At 58.5% G+C, this 17,977-nt stretch carries 13 protein-coding genes; 9 read left to right on the top strand and 4 right to left on the bottom strand.

Going from position 1 to position 17,977, the window contains the following annotated elements; translation table 11 throughout:
• Positions 1–49: 49 nt before the first annotated feature.
• Positions 50–2,131 (bottom strand): TonB-dependent receptor family protein, encoded by a 2,082-nt coding sequence (locus AOC04_RS18335; protein ID WP_060695851.1) that lies wholly within the window; start codon positions 2,129–2,131, stop codon positions 50–52.
• A 226-nt stretch (positions 2,132–2,357) separates the two neighbouring features.
• On the opposite strand from AOC04_RS18335, the gene AOC04_RS18330 reads away from it, so the two are divergent.
• The 7 genes from AOC04_RS18330 to AOC04_RS18300 all read left to right on the top strand — a co-directional run bounded on the left by AOC04_RS18330 (position 2,358) and on the right by AOC04_RS18300 (position 10,240).
• Positions 2,358–2,681 carry a YceK/YidQ family lipoprotein gene (locus AOC04_RS18330; protein WP_073514946.1) on the top strand — a complete coding sequence of 108 codons (324 nt, stop codon included), beginning with the start codon at positions 2,358–2,360 and terminating at the stop codon, positions 2,679–2,681.
• A gap of 263 nt (positions 2,682–2,944) precedes the next feature.
• Complete coding sequence (locus AOC04_RS18325) at positions 2,945–4,702, top strand: carbamoyltransferase family protein (RefSeq protein ID WP_003438928.1); 1,758 nt, start codon at positions 2,945–2,947, stop codon at positions 4,700–4,702.
• A complete protein-coding gene (locus AOC04_RS18320) occupies positions 4,686–5,816 on the top strand; it encodes a glycosyltransferase (RefSeq protein WP_060695847.1) in 1,131 nt (376 codons plus the stop codon). Before AOC04_RS18325 ends, AOC04_RS18320 begins: the two co-directional genes overlap by 17 nt.
• Positions 5,816–6,712: an antimicrobial resistance protein Mig-14 gene (locus tag AOC04_RS18315; RefSeq protein ID WP_060695846.1), complete on the top strand. Its 897-nt coding sequence runs from the start codon at positions 5,816–5,818 to the stop codon at positions 6,710–6,712. The genes AOC04_RS18320 and AOC04_RS18315 overlap by 1 nt, the downstream gene beginning before the upstream one ends.
• A 59-nt stretch (positions 6,713–6,771) precedes the next feature.
• Positions 6,772–8,211: a PIG-L deacetylase family protein gene (locus tag AOC04_RS18310; RefSeq protein ID WP_060695844.1), complete on the top strand. Its 1,440-nt coding sequence runs from the start codon at positions 6,772–6,774 to the stop codon at positions 8,209–8,211.
• Positions 8,208–9,359 (top strand): glycosyltransferase, encoded by a 1,152-nt coding sequence (locus AOC04_RS18305; RefSeq protein WP_060695842.1) that lies wholly within the window; start codon positions 8,208–8,210, stop codon positions 9,357–9,359. Before AOC04_RS18310 ends, AOC04_RS18305 begins: the two co-directional genes overlap by 4 nt.
• The gene (locus AOC04_RS18300) at positions 9,356–10,240 is read left to right on the top strand and encodes a glycosyltransferase (protein WP_060695840.1); all 885 of its coding nucleotides are present in this window, start codon (positions 9,356–9,358) and stop codon (positions 10,238–10,240) included. Before AOC04_RS18305 ends, AOC04_RS18300 begins: the two co-directional genes overlap by 4 nt.
• 75 nt (positions 10,241–10,315) lie before the next feature.
• Here AOC04_RS18300 and AOC04_RS18295 read toward each other — a convergent pair whose 3' ends face one another.
• Together AOC04_RS18295 and AOC04_RS18290 are read right to left on the bottom strand one after the other, a co-directional pair.
• On the bottom strand, positions 10,316–11,521 hold the full coding sequence (locus AOC04_RS18295; protein ID WP_060695837.1) for an acyltransferase family protein: 1,206 nt from the start codon (positions 11,519–11,521) through the stop codon (positions 10,316–10,318).
• A complete protein-coding gene (locus AOC04_RS18290) occupies positions 11,518–13,377 on the bottom strand; it encodes a bifunctional O-antigen ligase/aminoglycoside phosphotransferase family protein (RefSeq protein WP_171970590.1) in 1,860 nt (619 codons plus the stop codon). The genes AOC04_RS18295 and AOC04_RS18290 overlap by 4 nt, the downstream gene beginning before the upstream one ends.
• A 157-nt stretch (positions 13,378–13,534) precedes the next feature.
• Here AOC04_RS18290 and msbA point away from each other — a divergent pair, with 157 nt between their 5' ends.
• Both msbA and hldE read left to right on the top strand, forming a co-directional pair.
• On the top strand, positions 13,535–15,343 hold the full coding sequence (gene msbA, locus AOC04_RS18285) for a lipid A export permease/ATP-binding protein MsbA (RefSeq protein ID WP_060695833.1): 1,809 nt from the start codon (positions 13,535–13,537) through the stop codon (positions 15,341–15,343).
• A gap of 167 nt (positions 15,344–15,510) precedes the next feature.
• Positions 15,511–16,932 carry a bifunctional D-glycero-beta-D-manno-heptose-7-phosphate kinase/D-glycero-beta-D-manno-heptose 1-phosphate adenylyltransferase HldE gene (hldE, locus tag AOC04_RS18280; RefSeq protein WP_060695831.1) on the top strand — a complete coding sequence of 474 codons (1,422 nt, stop codon included), beginning with the start codon at positions 15,511–15,513 and terminating at the stop codon, positions 16,930–16,932.
• Between the two features lie 55 nt (positions 16,933–16,987).
• Here the strand turns inward: hldE and AOC04_RS18275 are convergent, their stop codons facing one another.
• Entirely contained in the window at positions 16,988–17,947 is a 960-nt protein-coding gene (locus AOC04_RS18275; RefSeq protein ID WP_060695829.1) for a hypothetical protein, read from the bottom strand.
• Between the last annotated feature and the right edge of the window lie 30 nt (positions 17,948–17,977).

Raw genomic sequence — 17,977 nt, 5'->3', positions numbered from 1 at the left:
TTATAAGAGCTCGCGAGCAAGCTCGCTCCTACAGGGGCGGGGGATTCGTTTAAAAGCTGTATTCGGCGCCTGCGCCGGCATACCACGAACGGCCCGGCGCGGCTTCGTAGTAGCGGCTATTGCCATCGGCCACAATCACCGAGCCTACATATTGACGGTCCAGCAGGTTGTCCAGACGCAATGTCTGGTGGAAGGTCCAGTGCTCGACCTTCTGTTCAAACTTCGCCCGCCAGTTGAATACGCTGTAAGCCGGTGCAGCCTTTGCGGTGTTGGTGTCTTCAACGTAGACCTTGCTGCGGTACATGCCTTCGATGGCGGTACTGACCCAGTCGGTCGGCTTCCAGTTCACTTCGGCAAACAAGGTGGTCTGCGGCACGCCGGGCAGGTAGTTGCCTTTGTCGATAGTACCTTTGGTGCTGGCGAAGTCGCTGTCGTAGGTTGCTTGCAGGCGGGTGTAGGCCAGGGTGGTGGTCCAGTGTTCGCTGAGCTGGCTTTCGACCCCCAGTTCAAATCCGCGGCGCAGGGTGCGTCCGGCGTTCTGATAGGTCGTGCGTCCGCCGGTATTGCTCAGAACCACCAGTTCATCTTCGGTGGTGATCTGGAACACGGCCGCGTTGATTCGGGTGTTATCGATTTGAGCCTTAAGGCCCATTTCGTACTGGGTGCTTTCGGAAGGCTTGAGGCCGAAGTTAAAGCCATTGCCACCTGGCGAATAAGCCAGCTCGGCCTGAGTCGGCGTTTCAAACCCTTTGCCCGCGCTGACATAACCATGCAGATCAGGGGTGAAGGCATACATCACGCTGACCGATGGCGTGGCTTTCTCATAGCGCTTGGTACCGCTGTCGTCGCCATTGCTCAAAAATTGATCGTCGACGTCCATTTCCATGGTGCTGTAGCGCAAGCCGGCCTGCACGGTCCAGTCATCGATAGCCCAGTTGGCCTGTACATACGGGTCCAGGCTGCGGGCGGTATCGACCTCGTCGCGTACCATCGCGCCTTTGACCCCCAGTTGGTCGCCTATGTAGTTGTTGTAGCCGTGGCGGCTGTCCTGGCTTTGGTCAAAGTCCAGGCCGCCAATCAGGGTCAGCTCGCCCGGCACGCCATCCACCGGTTGCAGCCAGCGCAGGCTGCCACCATAGAATTTACGGTCGAACTGAACGACGCCGCCGCCTTGCTCGTTGCCGGGGGTTCCCTTGGGGATCGCCAGATACTGAATCACGCTGCGGGTGCCGGTGTAGGCGTTGACCTGCAGGGTGGCATCGCCGATGTAACGCTCGTAGTTCATCCCCAGTTGTTGATGGTCAATGCTTTTACGCGTGTTGTAGGTAATGGCATTGGGCGTCACCGAGCGCGGGTCGGCCTTGTAGGCTTCCCAGCTTTGCCCCAGCGGATCTTGCGTACCGTTTTGTTCAAGGCTGCTGTAAATCAGCGCCAGCTTGCTGTCGTCATCAGGGTGCAGGTTGAGCTTGGCAAAGGTCTGGTCGCGACGTGCAGCGCTGTGGTCGCGGTAGCCGTCGGTGTCCATGCGCGAGGCATCGAGCACAAAGCCGATGTCATCGGTGGCGCCTTCGGCTGTGAGGTGGTTTTTGCTCAGGCCGTCGCTGCCGATCAGGGTTTCGGCACCTATGCGCGGCGGGCCTTCGCCATCACGGGAGAACATTTGAATGACCCCGCCGGCGTTGCTGCCGTATAAGGTGGCCGCCGGGCCGCGCAGCACTTCAATGCGCTCGGCGGTGTCGAGGTTGAAGGTGGCAGCCTGGCCCTGACCGTCAGGGGTGCTTGCCGGGATGCCGTCTGCAATCAACTTGATGCCACGTACGCCGAATGCCGAGCGGGCACCAAAACCGCGGGATGAAATCTGCAGGTCCTGAGCGTAGTTCTGACGGTTTTGCACCACCAGCCCCGGCACCCGGGATAACACCTCCGAGGCATTAATACCCAGCTGGCCATCGCTGATTTGCTGTTGGCTGATGCTGTCTACCGAGTACGGCAGATCGAAACTTGGGCTAGCGCTGCGCGAGCCGGTGATGACGCTGGGGTCCAGCTCCAGGGTTTGGGCGGCGAAACCGTTGGAGGCCAGGCACAGGCCGGGCAGCAGCAGGGCAAAGCGTGCAGGTGCAAAAAATTTCATGGGCGGTTCAGGGGTTCCGTGTGAAGCGACCCGTCCGGGCGACGGGTATCAGGCTAGCAGAGGGCGCGCAGTTTAGCGGCTGAGCGCTGCAATTGCTTGGGTGCATCGGCGTGAGGGGCAGGTACTGCGGGATGAAGGAGGTTTCGCACGGTTTTTTCGGACAGCTCCTATGTCAGGCCTGGTCAGTAGTTGCTAGGTTGCCTGATTTTCCTGGAGGCTGGTGCAGATGACTTTTAAACCTGTGGTTTGGTGTGTTCTGGTTCTGACGCTGGGCGGCTGTGGCACGGTCAAAACTGTATTCAATAGCGACGCCCAAGTGAGTGCAGCGCTCAAAAAGGAGTCAACCTATTGTGACTCCGTGCCCAGGGTTTATAGCGGTGCAGTGTTCGATCTTTGCGTTTTACACGCCCCGGCCAACACCACAGGTATGGGGGGCGGCTTGATTCCATTGTTGTTTGTAGATGTTGTCGCTTCTGCCTTGGCCGACACGCTGGCCTTGCCTTACACGATTTATCGACAGAGCAGGGATGGCAGCCTATTGCTGCACTAAGTACAGCTGTCATGGCCGACGCAGATATAGCCACTGCGCCGTATAAGCATCACTCCCCCCTGCGATTCATCGGGCCATCATCTGCAGCCCTGTGTCCACAGCCGGCGTCGCGGCGGGGTTGCGAGAGCGCGGCAAATCGCGCTGGGTCATTCCTGTGTTCTTTACGCTATAATCCCGCCCTTTAGTTGTTTCTGCGCGAAGTGCGCAGCACACCATTTTTTCAGGCGCCTGCCGCCTGCCTGCATTTCAAAGAGGCACAACCTGTGGCATTGACGATTCTTGGCCTGTCCGGCGCCCTGAGCCATGACCCCTCCGCAGCCCTGTATATCGACGGCAAGCTGGTCGCAGCGGCTGAAGAAGAGCGATTTGTACGTGATAAGCATGCCAAGAACCGCATGCCTTACGAATCGGCGAAATTCTGCCTTGAACAAGCCGGTATCAAGCCTGGCGACGTTGATGTGGTAGCGATCCCTTTCGCCCCCATCAGCTTGTTCGGCAAGGCCCGCTGGCATTACGCCAAGCGTTACTGGTATGCCCCGGACCGCGCCCTTGACGCGATCCTGATGGGTAACCGTCGCTACAAGCGCTACCGCAACAAGATTGTGTTCTGCCTTGAGCAACTGGGCTTCGATCCGAAAAAAATCAAGATCGAACCGGTTGAGCACCACCTGGCCCACGCCTCCAGTGCTTATCACTGCTCGGGTTTCAAAGAGAAAACCGCGATCCTCGGCATCGACGGCAAGGGTGAGTACGCCACGACTTTCTTCGGTTATGGCGAAAACGGCAAGATCACCAAGATCAAGGAATTCTTCGATCCGGACTCCCTGGGCGGCCTGTACGGCGCGATTACCGAGTTCCTCGGTTTCGAGATGCTCGACGGCGAGTTCAAGGTAATGGGCATGGCGCCGTATGGCGACGCCAGCAAATACGATTTCTCGCGTCTGGCCTCGTTTGAAAACGGCGAACTGGTGATCAACACCGAATACGCCAACGTCATCGGTCTGCGTCGCTACAAAGAAAACGGCAAGGGTTTCTACTTCTCGCCAAAACTGATCGAGTGGCTGGGGCCCAAGCGTGAAGGCGATATCGCCGACGAACCTTACATCCACTACGCGGCCAGCATGCAGGCGCTGTTTGAAAAACTGTCGCTGCAAATGATCGATTACTACCTGGGCGACATCCTCAAGGAGACCGGCAAGATGGCCTTTGCGGGCGGCTGCGCGTTGAACGTGAAGCTGAACCAGAAGATCATTGCCCGCCCTGAAGTCAAAGAGCTGTTTGTGCAGCCTGCGTCCGGCGATGCCGGTACAGCGGTGGGCGCGGCGGCCTATGTGTCCCACGCTCGCGGCGTGCCGGTCGAGAAGATGGAACACGTCTACCTCGGCCCTGCGTACAGCAACGAAGACGTGATCGCGGCCTGTGCCCGCCACCCTGGCAAGCCGGCCTATCGCAAAATCGACAATACCCCCGAGCGCATCGCCAAGATCATGGTCGACGGTAACCCGGTGGCCTGGTTCCAGGGCCGCATGGAGTTCGGTCCGCGCGCACTGGGCGGCCGTTCGATCATCGGTTGCCCGAGCAGCGAAGGCGTGGCTGACCGCATCAACGAACAAATCAAGTTCCGCGAGCGCTGGAGGCCTTTCTGCCCGTCGATGCTCGACACCGTTGGCCCGCAGATGATCAAGGTCGATCATCCGGCGCCGTTCATGACCTTCACCTTTGAAGTGTCGGACGAGTGGAAGAGCCGTGTGCCGGAAGTTGTGCATGAAGATGGCACCTCCCGCGCCCAGGTGCTCAAGCGCGAATACAACCCGCGCTACTACGACATGATGAAAGCACTCGAAGTCCTGACCGGTAACGGTGTGTCGCTGAACACCTCGCTCAACCGTCGTGGCGAACCGATGGTTTGCTCGCCGACCGATGCGCTGAACATGTTCTTCGGCTCTGACCTGCAGTACCTGATCATGGAAGACATTCTGGTTGTTAAAGAAGGTGCGCAAACGTATGAATCGCTCGACTGAGCGCCATGTACTGCAGTTCTGCCATGGCTATGACGGGCCGTTTCTGGACTGCGCGCGTCAGTACGCCAGCCTGTTTTGCGGCACCGGCTATCGCGTTACCACGGTCTTCCTGACCGGGGCGGCCGATCCCGAGGTGGCTGCAGGCTGCGCGTCTGATGAAGTGCTGTTTATGGAATTCAGCTCTAAGGCCATTCGTGGCCTGAAGCTGGGTGCCATCCGCGAACTGCGTAAAATCGCAGCTTCGCGCAATTTCAGTTTTTGCATCGCCCATCGCTTCAAGCCGATTTATATCGCCTTGCTGGCCACCGGTTTGCCGGTGATTGGTGTGCATCACGCGTTTGGCGATTATCAGCGTCGCAGCCGCAAGCTGTTTGCGAACCTGTTCCGCAAGCGCCTGAGCCTGCTCGGTGTTTCGGATGCGGTGCGTGATGACATGCGCCAGTGCTTGCCCAAGTGGCCGGCCGGGCGCATCAGTACGCTCTACAACCGCATCGATGTTGCTGGCGTACAAGCCGGTCAATTGCCGGGCACCCAGGCGCGTGAGGCGCTGGGGTTATCGGTTAATGGCTTTGTTGTGGGCAATGTCGGGCGTCTACATCCGGATAAAGACCAGGCCACGTTGATCCGGGGCTTTGCCCTGGCGCTGCCCGGCCTGCCTGCCGACAGTCAGCTGGCCATCCTTGGCAAGGGCCGCCTGGAGCAAGATCTTAAAGAACTGGCGATCGAGCTGGGAGTTGGCGAACAGGTGAAATTCCTGGGTCAGGTGCCTGATGCGCGTCGCTATTTCCGCGGGTTTGATGTGTTTGCCCTCAGCTCCGATCACGAACCGTTCGGCATGGTGCTGCTCGAAGCCATGGCCGCCGGTGTTCCGCTGCTGGCTACGGCCTGTGGCGGCGCCAGGGAAGTGGTCGAAGGCGTGGGGATTTTGTTCCCGCTCGGTGATGCCGAGCATTTGGCCCAGGGCCTGCAACACCTTGCGGTGCTCGATGATGCGCAGCGTCTGGCTTGCGCTGAGCTGATGCTGGCGCGCTTGCAAGAGCGGTTCAGTGATCAGGCCGTGCGCGATACATTCTGGCATTTGCCGCAAGTCACCGACCTGACTGCGGAGTCCTGATGCTCAATCGATTTCAAGGCTGGCGCGAGCGTGGCTGGAGCGTTGTCGATGCTCCTGCTTATGCCGACGCCTGGCAGCGTTTTGGCGGCAGTGTTGCGACGCATCCGCTGGTAGTCGAGCGTCTGGCCCAACTGGCGGGTATCCCGGTGCGTTATCTGGCCTGGGAGCAAAATGACGAGCTCAAAGCTGCAATTCCTGTCTGGGGCCGTGATGTGGCCCTGTCCAAGGACGTGCTCAAACGTCACGGTAAAAAAGGTCTGTTTGATCTGGGCAATGCCGAGCTGATCCTGCCTGCGGCAGCCGATGCCAATGTGCCGTTGCGCCATCGCGCACGTTATCTGTCGCAACTCAACGAAGGTCGTTTCAGTAACCTGGTGCCCCAGGCCGAGCAGTTGGCCATGGCTCGCACACCTGAAGAGCTTTCCAAGAAGTTCCGCTATAACCAGCGCCGTGAACTTCGCTTGCTGGAAGAGGCGGGCGGTGTGGTGCGTCCGGTTGCGCAGTTTTCCAGTGTCGAACTGGCCTCTATTTACTGCGATTTGTTCCTGCGCCGCTGGGGTTTTGTCGCGACCGGCGCCGAGCGTATGGCCGAAGTGATCGAGCTGTTGCGCGAGCTGTTGATTGGCTCGGTGATTTTCCTTAACGATGCGCCGATTGCGATTCAGCTGGTGTATCGCGCTGAATCGCCGGAGTGGATCAGCATTGAGTACGTCAATGGCGGCGTTGACCCTGAAACCCGTGCCTTCAGCCCTGGCAGCGTGTTGAGCTTCCTCAATACCCAGTCGGCCTGGGAGCAGGCTCGCAGCGTCAACAAGCCTTTGCGTTTCTCGTTCGGTCGTGCCGACCGCGAGTACAAAGAGCGGTGGTGCAACCCGGTGCCGGTCTTCAAAGTGTAATTGGCCTTGCAGGAGCGAGCTCGCTCCTGCAGGAAATCAAAAGCCTTAGAGCAAAAGCCATGAGCCGCAAACAACAACTTCTCAAGCGTCATCGGCGTAACAAGCGCATGGGCCTGCTGATTGGCCTGCTGGTGTTGATTGCCAGCGGTGTGCTGCTGGCCTGGTGGCTGCCACTGGTGTTGGCGGTTCTGGGCTGGGTAGCCCATGAAGCCTGGTTTGCCGACCACCTTTTCTACTCGCCAAAAGACGATTATCAGTACAGCTTTGCGCCGGACAGCGAGCGTGTGGCGGTACGTCTTGAGGGGGCAAGGCTGGTAGTCGATCAGCCTCTGGACCTGACTGGCGACGAAACCCTGATACTGGCAGTCAAGATCAAGGCCGGGATACTCGGGCGTTTTGTCGATCCGTTCGTGCAACTGCTCGCCGCCGGGGCGCTGGATAAACAGACCTTCGAGCGCGGAGTTGACGGCCTGCGCTATCTGAATCTGAGCGGCTTTGCTTCATCGCTGGTCAGCGGCACGTTGCGCCTGCAAGGGCGTTTTTGTCGACTGGCGGGCGAGCCCGCGTTGTGGGTGTTTCGCCAGCCCGACTACCGTGATCAGCGGGTCATGGTGATCGCGCCCCATGCCGACGATGCCGAGCTCGCCGCCTTCGGGTTGTACAGCCAGGCCAAAGAAGCCTGGATCGTGACCCTGACTGCTGGCGAAATTGAAGCCGAACACTATGAGCACATGGGCCTTGAACGTGCCGAGGCGGCACGGCTCAAGGGTCGTCTGCGTGCCTGGGACAGCCTGGCGGTACCGCGTTGGGCGGGGGTTCCCGAAGCGCATTGCGCCCAGCTCGGGTATTTTTGCCTGCAGCTATCCGCAATGCAGGCGGCCCCCGACCAACCAATAGGTTCACGGGAGGCAGACCTGAGCGACACTCGCCTGTTCCGTCAGCTCAACCCGTATGCGCTGCCCGGTGATATGGATGGCGCCCCTACCTGGAACAACCTGCTTGCGGACTTGCGCGCCTTGATCCTGCGCGCGCGACCCGAAGTCATGGTGTTGCCGCATCCTGCTATCGACCCGCACCCGGACCATATCTGTGCCCATGCTGCGGTTCTTGAAGCACTGCAAGGTCTGGAGTGGCAACCGACGACAATTCTGGGGTATGCCAACCACCTGCACGATAACGATCGCTGGCCGATGGGCGATAGCGGGGATGGCATCGCCTTGCCGCCGGTGTTCAACCCGGCCCTCGTATTGCAACCCTGCAGTTTGCCGCTCGACCTCGCGCAGCAGCGTGATAAAGCCATGGCGTTGGGCATGATGCATGACCTGCAACCGCGTGCCGCGCTCAAGCGTCGAATCCGGCGCTTGATCCAGCAGTTGCTGGCGGGCAGGAAATCTTCCCCCTATGGCGAAAATGAATTTTTCCGTAAAGCGGTCCGGCGACATGAACTGTTCTGGATCCTGAAAACCGATGCGTCCGGACTTTACCGGGGAGAGCTATGAAGCGTTCCAAGGTTTTGCAGTTGCAGCCTGATTACAACGTCAAATCCCATGACTTTGCCGACCTTGCCGAGCAGATCGTGCGCGCTCTGCCCACTGAGCGCTACGAAATCACGGCGGCCTTTTTGCGTGGTCGTCCGGGTCCGGGCGAGCCAGTGAGCAAAGCCGATCATTCGGTGTATTTCGAGTTCAGCGACAAGTCGCTCAAGGGTATGCGTATCCGTGCCATGTGGGCGCTGTACAAGTTCTGCCGCAAAGAGCAGTTCGATGTAGTGATCTGCAACCGCTTCAAGCCGGTGAACATGATGCTGCAACTCAACCGCTGGCTCAAGATCCCGCTGTGTGTAGGGATTTCCCATGGTTTTGGCGAGTACGACCGCTTTTACCGGCGTAGTCAGGCCAAGCGCCTGATCGATAAAGCCTGGCGTTTTGTCGGCGTATCGCCTGCGGTCAAACAGTACTTGCTCGACTGCAAGTGCGGTTTCACAGAGCAAAATACCTACGCCATTACTAACGCCATCGACATCGAGCAGGCCGAGGCTCTGCAGTTGCCACGCCAGCAGGCGCGCGAAAAGCTCGGCCTGGATCAGGATGCGCGGATGATTGGCGCGCTGGGTCGCCTGGTGCCGATCAAGGGCCACCGTTTTCTGCTGCAGGCTTTCGCTGCGTTGAAAGACAAATACCCGCAGGCGCAGCTGGCAATCATTGGCGCCGGGCGCGAAGAGTCGCGTTTGCGCGAGCAGATCGGGCAGTTGGGGCTTGAGGGGCGGGCGCACCTGCTGGGCTTTCAGGAGAACGCGCTGCAGTACGTACGTGCCTTCGATATCTGGACCATGCCTTCGCTCGCTGAAGGCCTGGGGCTGGCGCTGCTGGAAGGCATGAGCGGACATTTGCCGGTCATCGCTACCAATGTCCCGGCCATGCTGCCGTTGATTGAGGGGGCCGGCGGTCTGGCGGTCAAACCCAGTGATGTGGTGACACTGACCGCTGCGCTGGATGAGTATCTGGCATTGCCGGATGCAGCGCTGCAGGCCAAGGGCGAGCAGGCGTATCGTTACCTGCAGGAGCACCATGACATTGAGGTGTTCCGTCAGGAGTATCTGGACTTGATTGACTCTGGCCTGAGCCAGGCACGTAAGGATCACCCATGACCGACTCGCAGCCGCTGGTGACAGTGATCATCGCCTCCTACAACCATGGTCCCTATATCGAGCAAAGCATCCAGAGTGTTCTGGATCAGACCTATCCCAATATCGAGTTGCTGGTTATCGATGATGGCTCGCCCGATGACAGCGTGGAACGCATTCAGCGCCTGCAGCACGCCCATGGTTTCGATTTTCGGGTACAGCAGAATCAGGGGCTGACCAACACGCTCAACGGCGCGATTGCCCGCGCCAAAGGCAGCCTGATTGTGCCTTTCGGTTCGGATGACATCATGATGCCGGATCGCATTGCGGTTCAGGTCGCCTACATGGACGGCAAGCCCGAGGTCGGGATTTGCGCGGGTAACATCGAGTTGATTGATGCCGATGGCAACCTGTTTCCGGAGAAGCGTCAGCGCCGTGACGTGCCGTTTCGCCGTCTCGATTTCGAAGACATGTTTCTTGAGCGCAAGCCGTATCCGCCGGCTCCGACCCTGATGATCCGTCGCGAAGCGCTGGATAAGGTGGGGGGGTTCGACCCGCAGATCCGCCTGGAAGACTTGTATATCGAGCTGAAGATCACCCATGCCGGGTATTTCATTGATGGCTTGAACGTGGTGATGGCGCGCTATCGCAAGCACGCAACCAACTCGTACAAAAACCACCGTTTCATGATCGACAGCATTCTGAAAACCTATGCGTTATTCAGCGATCACCCGCTGTATGACGAGGTGCGGTACAAGTTTCTCAATTCCATGTTCCTGAAAACCGCGAACCGCAACCGCGCCCTGGCCCGGGAGCTGTTGGCCCAGATTCCGTTCAGGCACTGGACCGGGAAAACCTGGCGCGGGCTGGGGCGGTTGTATTTTTCGCCGCTGGAAAAGGACTAAGACACATCTGTAGGAGCGAGCTCGCGAGTTTTTCAACGACGAAGATCTCGCGAGCACGCTCGCTCCTACAACCAGTCAGGCTTTAGCCTTTGCCTGTGCGCGCTGGCGTAACCAGTGCACGACTTTTTTGCCGGCTTCCATGCCCGGCTTCTCGATGTACAGGAAGGTCAGGCTGCTGATGATGATCAGCAGGCAACAGCACAGCGCCGCCAGCATCACAAAGGTCAGTGGTTCTTTGGTGTCGAACGGCAATGACAGTGGCACACGCTGGATCATCAGCCAGATCAGGAACCCGTGCAGCAGGTAGGTGCTGTAACTGATTTCGCCCATCCAGCGAATGCTGCGCAAGGTCAATGCGCCAAACAGTGTGTGGCCCGAGGCGATAATCGAGAACACCAGTGTCAGTAGCGCCAGTGGCATGACGGCAAAGCTTTTTTGAAACTGCGTAACGACCACCAGCAAAGCAACCAGCGCAATGATCCCCGCAAGGTGCGTCTGGCTCCAGGCCCGCAGCCCGGGATGACGAATCCAGTATGCCGCTGCCACGCCCCCCAGAAAGCTCATCAGGAAGTGTTTTTTCAGCGAGTGTTCCCAGCCGACCAGCTGATACAACAAGTAGATACCCAGCAGGCACAGTACGGTCTGCATCCAGCTGCGGCGGTACAGAAACACCATGCCGAACAGTGGCAGCGCCATATAGAAGAACACTTCGTAGCTCAGCGTCCAGGTGACGTTTGAGATCAGGATGCCGGTCTGTGGATACTGGTTGATGTCGGGCCGATCGAAGAGCAGCCAGCCCAGGATCTGCCCGGCCACCTCCAGCGGGGCATCATTGAAGGTCCAGCCCTGGATATAAAACACGCTGAAAATCACTAGTAACAGCAGTGGCAAATACAGCGGGTAGAGGCGGAACACCCGTGACACGGCAAAGGCCAGCCAGTCGAAGTCGCGCCTCTTTTCCATCAGGCGGCCCCAAAACAGGAAGCCGGTGATCATAAAGAACAGGGCCACGCTTGCCAGTCCGATCTGGGCGTAAAACGTGCTCTCTGGCACGTTGAATACCCCGGTATGCAGAAAGACCCAGATAATCGCCATGTGGTGTACGAACACCCCGAACGCCAGATAACCGCGCACGCCATCGACACTGGCATAGCGGCTTTGGCCGGGATGGCTGAGGTGGCGCTGCAGTGCAGGGAAATACCGCAGCAGTAATCCGGACGTGGCCACTGCCAGGGCATAGGCCATTAGCGCCCAGAGAACGCTGTCGCTCGCCACGTTCAAACTTTGGCCATTTGGGTAAGCGCAGCAACCTGCTGGCGCAAACCCTCCACAGCCGTTGGTGAAGCCAGTGTCGCGTAGCCTTGGAGCAGCTCGGGAAGTTGCTCTTCGAACAGCCAGCGACGGTCTTCAGGGTAACGTTGCATGTGCCGCAGGTTTCTTTGGCGCAAGGCATTTCTTAGCGGTGAAGGGTAAATGCGCATGTCTGCGATATCGATGAGTGCGAACTCGCCATCGTCCATCAACAGTACATTGCCCAGGTGCAAGGAGCGGAAATAAACCCCTTTGTCGTGCAGTTGGGCCAGGAACTTGCCAAAGCGTTCGACCAGCGCCTGGCGCACGGAGGCAGAGCCCATTGACTGCATGACCTGGCGCAGCGTCTGGCCTGGCAGCGGCTGGTACAGCACGGCGCTGCTGCCATCGGTCAGTAGATACAGGTCGAGAATTTTTGGTGCCGGAATGCCTATTGCCTGCAAGCGCTCGCTGTTGACAGCAAAACGTTCGGAGTAGGGGTTGAAGCTGCCTGAGGTATAGCAGCGTCGGGCACGGAACAACTTGAGGAAGTTGCCGTTCTCAAGGCGCAAGACTTTGGGGCCCAGGCCGTCCTCTTCAATCACTTGTGCATGGGCTTCAAGCGTTTTGAAGGCCGGTTCGGGAAGCCGGTTAACCGCTCTGCCGCGCAGGGTCTTGAGGCGCAGATTGATATTGAGCGCAGCAATCACGGCCAGAGGAATCCACAGCAGGTACCAGTGTTCTTTCGGCCTTGGTATTAATCCGCCGCCTTCGGTCAGGCCCGCACCAATGCCATACACCAGCCAGGCGGAAGCCAGGATAAACAGCGGCTGTACACGATGACGCCAGCTGCTGTACAGCCCCCACACCTGCATGAACAGCCAGGGCAGGAAGCCTAAAATGCCAACGTAATACAGCACGCCCAGGGCGAAGTTATGCGGTTCGCTCAGGATCTCATCAATGCCTTGCGGCTGCAGTGACAATGCGGCGTCATAGCCATAGCCGATCCATGGACGCTGCTCTATAAGCACCAGAGCCATCTGCCAGAGTTCAATGCGAAACGAACTGCCGCGGCCCAGAATCATCTCGGAGAACATCGTCATGACCACGATGCCCCCCCCCACCAGCATGCTGATCAATGCCAGTGAACGGCGGTTCCAGCAAATAAAGCTGAGCCAGACCATCGCCAGGACGACTGCCACCAATGGCGTTCTGGACCCGGTGGCCAGTATCGCCGCGAACATGATCAAAAAGGCGGGAGCAGCTATAAGTAGCACGTATGCGCGCTTGCAGGTCATGCCCAGTGCAAGCCAGTAAATACAAAAGAAGCCGAAAGCGTGGGAACTGAGCAGCGGGTTGTCGAATGCACCCGCACCGATCATCCGCGCTTCCGGCGAGTTTGGAAGGAATACCCACAGGTTATAAAGGGTGGCGATCAAGGCAATGATGGCAGCGCTAAAGAACAGCGGCTGCAGGATGTCTGCCCGGTATTTGACCATTAACGAGCAGCCGAAATACAACATCAACATATGCAGGGCCGGTCTCACCAGCCCCACGAAGTCATCCTGAGTGTTGCTCCAGATCAGGCTGACTATCGACCACAATGAAAGCAGGATAAAGCCGAGCACCAGCGGCTCGCGCAGAATATCTTTGAGCTCCCTGGGGCGCAGGATGATTGCGATCAGGGTAGGAATGCTGAACAAACCGTAATACAGCTTGTGATGAATGCTGCGTCCCGGCAAAAAATAAAGGTCGGATAGAAGCAGTAAAAAGCCAATGGGAAGCAGCCATAGGCAAATAAAGTCAAATACCCGATTTTTTGAATAGCTTAAGTAGCTGAATTGCATGCGGTAAAATTCATTCCGGATTTTGGATAGCCATACTAGCGTAGTGGCCATTTAATGTCGTTTTTGCTACCCCGTGGGGCCTCACCCCAACCGGCACGCAGTACACCAGAGAAGCTGTGATAAAGTCAGCATCCTTTTTTACTAACCGCCGCGTGATATGACTGAATCCAGCCCCAGCGAAAGCCAATCGAGCGTAAGAATCTATCTGCGTCTTTTAGGCTATGTCCGACCTTACATCGGCCTTTTCCTGCTGAGTATTGTCGGGTTCCTTATTTTCGCTTCGACTCAACCCATGCTTGGTTACATCCTCAAGTATTTCGTTGACGGACTGTCCAACCCGGATGCGGTGTTGTTTCCTACCGTCCCTTACTTGCGTGATCTTCGCCTGCTTCAGGCCGTGCCGATACTGATTGTGCTGATTGCAGCATGGCAAGGCCTGGGCTCGTTCCTGGGTAACTACTTTCTGGCCAAGGTGTCCCTTGGGCTGGTACATGACCTGCGGGTCCAGCTTTTCAACAAACTGCTGGTACTGCCCAACCGCTATTTCGACAAGCACAACTCCGGCCATCTGATCTCGCGCATCACTTTCAACGTGACGATGGTCACCGGTGCCGCTACCGATGCGATCAAGGTGGTTATCCGTGAAGGCATGACGGTGGTGTTCCTGTTTGCCTCATTGCTGTGGATGAACTGGCGGCTGACGCTGGTGATGATCGCAATCTTGCCGTTGATCGCGGTGATGGTGAGTACCGCCAGCAAGAAATTCCGCAAACAGAGCAAGAAAATCCAAGTGGCAATGGGTGATGTGACCCACGTAGCGTCCGAGACCATCCAGGGCTATCGCGTCGTGCGCAGCTTTGGCGGCGAGACTTACGAGCAGAAGCGTTTTCTGGAAGCCAGCCAGAGCAACACGGACAAGCAACTGCGCATGACCCGCACCGGGGCGATTTACACGCCGATGCTGCAACTGGTCATTTATATCGCCATGGGCATTCTGATGTTCCTGGTGCTCTATCTGCGCGGTGATGCCTCAGCGGGCGACATGATTGCCTACATCACCCTGGCCGGCTTGTTGCCCAAGCCGATCCGTCAGCTGTCGGAAGTCAGCTCTACTATCCAGAAGGGTGTGGCCGGCGCTGAAAGCATTTTCGAGCAGCTGGACGAAAAACCGGAAGTGGATACAGGCACCATTGAACGTGACCATGTCACGGGCCGTCTGGATGTACGCAACCTCAACTTCACATACCCTGATACCGACCGCCAGGTACTCAAGGATGTATCGTTCGTGGCCGAACCCGGGCAGATGGTGGCACTGGTCGGGCGTTCCGGCAGTGGCAAGTCGACGCTGGCGAACCTGATTCCGCGCTTCTATCACCACACCTCGGGCGAAATTCTGCTCGACGGGGTTGAGATCGAGCAGTATCGCTTGCTCAACCTGCGCCGCCATATCGCCCAGGTCACCCAGCACGTGACCCTGTTCAGCGATACCGTTGCCAACAACATTGCCTATGGCGACCTGGCCGGTGCACCGCGTGCCGATATCGAAAAAGCCGCGCGCGATGCCTACGCGATGGACTTCATCGAGCAGTTGCCACACGGCCTGGATACTCAGGTCGGGGAAAACGGCGTGCTGCTTTCCGGCGGTCAGCGTCAACGTCTGGCGATTGCCCGGGCACTGCTCAAAAACGCTCCGGTGCTTATCCTCGATGAGGCGACCTCGGCTCTTGATACCGAGTCCGAGCGCCATATTCAGGCGGCACTGGATCACGTCATGAAGGGCCGCACCACACTGGTGATTGCCCACCGTCTTTCGACGATTGAAAAGGCCGACATGATTCTGGTCATGGACCAGGGCGAAATCGTCGAGCGCGGCACCCATACCCAGTTGTTGGCGCAAAACGGTTACTACGCCCGACTGCACTCGATGGGTCTTGATGCTCCGCAGACCTCGGGCGATATCGCCTAGCAGGGGCAGCCCGATTTGTGGGAGCCGGCAAGCCGGCTCCCACAGTAAGGTCGACCGCAGTTTGCAGTCCTCGGCTAATTCTCATTTGCTGCATTAATACCGCGAACTGACCTGGGTTCACCCTGTGTTAATATCGCGCCTCTGTTCATTTTGTATGTGGGTTCTCCATGAAGTTGTCCATGCCGCGATTCGATCAAGCCCCTGTCTTGGTGGTAGGCGATGTCATGCTCGACCGTTATTGGCATGGCGGAACCTCGCGGATTTCCCCTGAGGCGCCGGTGCCGGTGGTCAAGGTCGAGCAAATCGAAGACCGCCCGGGCGGTGCTGCCAACGTTGCCTTGAACATTGCCGCTCTTGGCGCACCTGCATCTCTGGTGGGCGTGACCGGCGATGACGAAGCCGCCGACAGTCTGGCCAATAGCCTCAAGGGTGCAGGCGTACGGGCACTGTTCCAGCGCATTGCGCACCAGCCAACCATCGTCAAGCTGCGGGTCATGAGTCGCCACCAGCAACTGCTGCGTATCGACTTCGAAGAACCGTTCGCCACCGATGCGCAGGCGTTGGGTGCCGAAGTTGAAAACCTGCTTGAAGGCGTCAAGGTGCTGGTGCTGTCTGACTACGGCAAAGGCGCATTGAAAAACCATCAGGTATTGATCCAGGCCGCACGTGCCCGGGGCATTCCGGTGTTGGCCGATCCTAAAGGCAAGGACTTCTCGATTTACCGTGGTGCCAGCCTGATCACGCCCAACCTCAGCGAGTTTGAAACCATCGTTGGCGGTTGCGCCGATGAGGCCGAGCTGGTGTCCAAAGGCGCCAAACTGATGGCTGATCTGGACCTGGGCGCCTTGCTGGTGACGCGCGGGGAGCACGGCATGACGCTGTTGCGTCCAGACTTTGCGGCCATGCACCTGCCTGCTCGCGCCCGTGAAGTGTTTGACGTAACGGGTGCCGGCGACACGGTTATCTCTACCCTGGCTGCCGCGATTGCTGCTGGCGAAGAGCTGCCCCACGCCGTGGCGCTGGCCAATCTGGCTGCCGGCATTGTGGTTGGCAAGCTGGGTACGGCCGCCATCAGTGCGCCGGAGTTGCGTCGTGCGATTCAGCGCGAAGAGGGTTCCGAGCGCGGTGTGCTGAAGCTCGATCAGCTGTTGCTGGCCATCGATGATGCGCGGGCCCACAATGAGAAAATAGTGTTTACCAACGGCTGCTTCGACATTTTGCATGCCGGGCACGTGACCTATCTGGAACAAGCGCGGGCCCAGGGCGATCGCCTGATCGTTGCGGTCAATGACGATGCTTCGGTGAGTCGCCTCAAGGGTCCCGGGCGTCCGATCAACAGCGTTGACCGGCGCATGGCGGTATTGGCAGGTCTGGGCGCTGTGGACTGGGTGATCAGCTTTGCGGAGGCAACGCCCGAAAACCTGTTGGCCCAGGTCAAGCCGGACGTGCTGGTCAAAGGCGGTGATTACGGAATCGACCAGGTGGTGGGTGCCGATATCGTGACGTCTTATGGCGGTACAGTGAAAGTGCTGGGGCTGGTTGAAAACAGCTCGACCACGGCGATTGTCGAGAAAATCCGCGGTCAGTAAGGATCCCGCTTCTGTAGGAGCGAGCTTGCTCGCGAGCAAGCTCGCTCCTACAGTGTCATGCCTCTCTCTTCACCACCTTTCTGAATATCTGCCGTGCCTTGCCGGTCAGGCTTTTGAGCCTCGATTCCTTGCCCGGCGCGCTCAAGCCTTGCTGGATGAGCCAGTCCTTCCAGCTAATGCGTTCATCGCTTACCACCCAGCCTTCCTGATGGGCAAAACTCTCAGCCAGATACAGGCCGCGCGTGCTCGCACTGTGCAGCCGGTCCTTGTGCAGGGTGTAGAGCTCGGCACAGGGCTGGCCGTCAGTCAGCGGCATCAGGTACAGGTCTGCACGTTTGCGGTCGAGCCGTGCCACCAGTTGGTCGCCCTCCAGTCGTTCGTCGACGTGGAACAGGCTCAGGGACTTGGCTTCCTTGGGCACTTCCAGGCGTAAATCGTAAATCAGCTGCAATGATGCCGTCGGCAAGTGCACGTAGGCCCTGGGGCGCTCGATCAATGGCTGGCTGCCACAGCGGACGGGGCGGGCCGCGCCGGACAAGGGCGTGAGACGAAAGGGCAGGGCTTCACGATAATGCAGTGCGCTGGCGTAAGGCGCGGGTAACCATGTTTCGTTGAAGCGTCCGCTGAGCCAGCCTTCCGGGGTCTCAAGCAAACACTCTTCAGCAATTTCTTGGATGGCCGTGTGCAGGGGCAGGCTGACCTCGTGGGCAGGTACGTAGCCCGAGATCAATTTGAGTACTACGTCCCCCCGATCCTGGCGCCGCTGGCGCACCAGCACCCAATAATCACGGCCTTGCCAGTTCAACGTCAGGCGAACGGATACGCCAAGGTTGGCCAGCTCCAGAGAAAACCTCTGGGTGTCGGCGACCTTGACCGGGCGGCGTTTTTGCAAGGTTTGTGCAAAGTTCAGGGGCCTGCCGATCGCCTGGTAGCTCAACCCTTCGGGCGTGGCCTCGACAAACAACGGCAGGGTTTTAAAGTCACTGGGGTTTTTGCGAATCAGCGAACGCGGCATGTCGGCTCCTTCTTGCGTCGGGGTCGGCCG

Origin of the sequence: Pseudomonas versuta, from assembly GCF_001294575.1 — a bacterium.
Taxonomy (GTDB): domain Bacteria; phylum Pseudomonadota; class Gammaproteobacteria; order Pseudomonadales; family Pseudomonadaceae; genus Aquipseudomonas; species Aquipseudomonas versuta.
Note: the sequence above shows the minus strand (reverse complement) of the source record. Positions and strands in the feature narration are given on the sequence as shown.

Coding starts and splice junctions, on each gene's coding strand:
- AOC04_RS18335 (WP_060695851.1), bottom strand. CDS start 2,131: ATGAAATTTTTTGCACCTGCACGCTTTGCCCTGCTGCTGCCCGGCCTG.
- AOC04_RS18330 (WP_073514946.1), top strand. CDS start 2,358: ATGACTTTTAAACCTGTGGTTTGGTGTGTTCTGGTTCTGACGCTGGGC.
- AOC04_RS18320 (WP_060695847.1), top strand. CDS start 4,686: ATGAATCGCTCGACTGAGCGCCATGTACTGCAGTTCTGCCATGGCTAT.
- AOC04_RS18315 (WP_060695846.1), top strand. CDS start 5,816: ATGCTCAATCGATTTCAAGGCTGGCGCGAGCGTGGCTGGAGCGTTGTC.
- AOC04_RS18310 (WP_060695844.1), top strand. CDS start 6,772: ATGAGCCGCAAACAACAACTTCTCAAGCGTCATCGGCGTAACAAGCGC.
- AOC04_RS18305 (WP_060695842.1), top strand. CDS start 8,208: ATGAAGCGTTCCAAGGTTTTGCAGTTGCAGCCTGATTACAACGTCAAA.
- AOC04_RS18300 (WP_060695840.1), top strand. CDS start 9,356: ATGACCGACTCGCAGCCGCTGGTGACAGTGATCATCGCCTCCTACAAC.
- AOC04_RS18290 (WP_171970590.1), bottom strand. CDS start 13,377: ATGCAATTCAGCTACTTAAGCTATTCAAAAAATCGGGTATTTGACTTT.
- msbA (WP_060695833.1), top strand. CDS start 13,535: ATGACTGAATCCAGCCCCAGCGAAAGCCAATCGAGCGTAAGAATCTAT.
- hldE (WP_060695831.1), top strand. CDS start 15,511: ATGAAGTTGTCCATGCCGCGATTCGATCAAGCCCCTGTCTTGGTGGTA.
- AOC04_RS18275 (WP_060695829.1), bottom strand. CDS start 17,947: ATGCCGCGTTCGCTGATTCGCAAAAACCCCAGTGACTTTAAAACCCTG.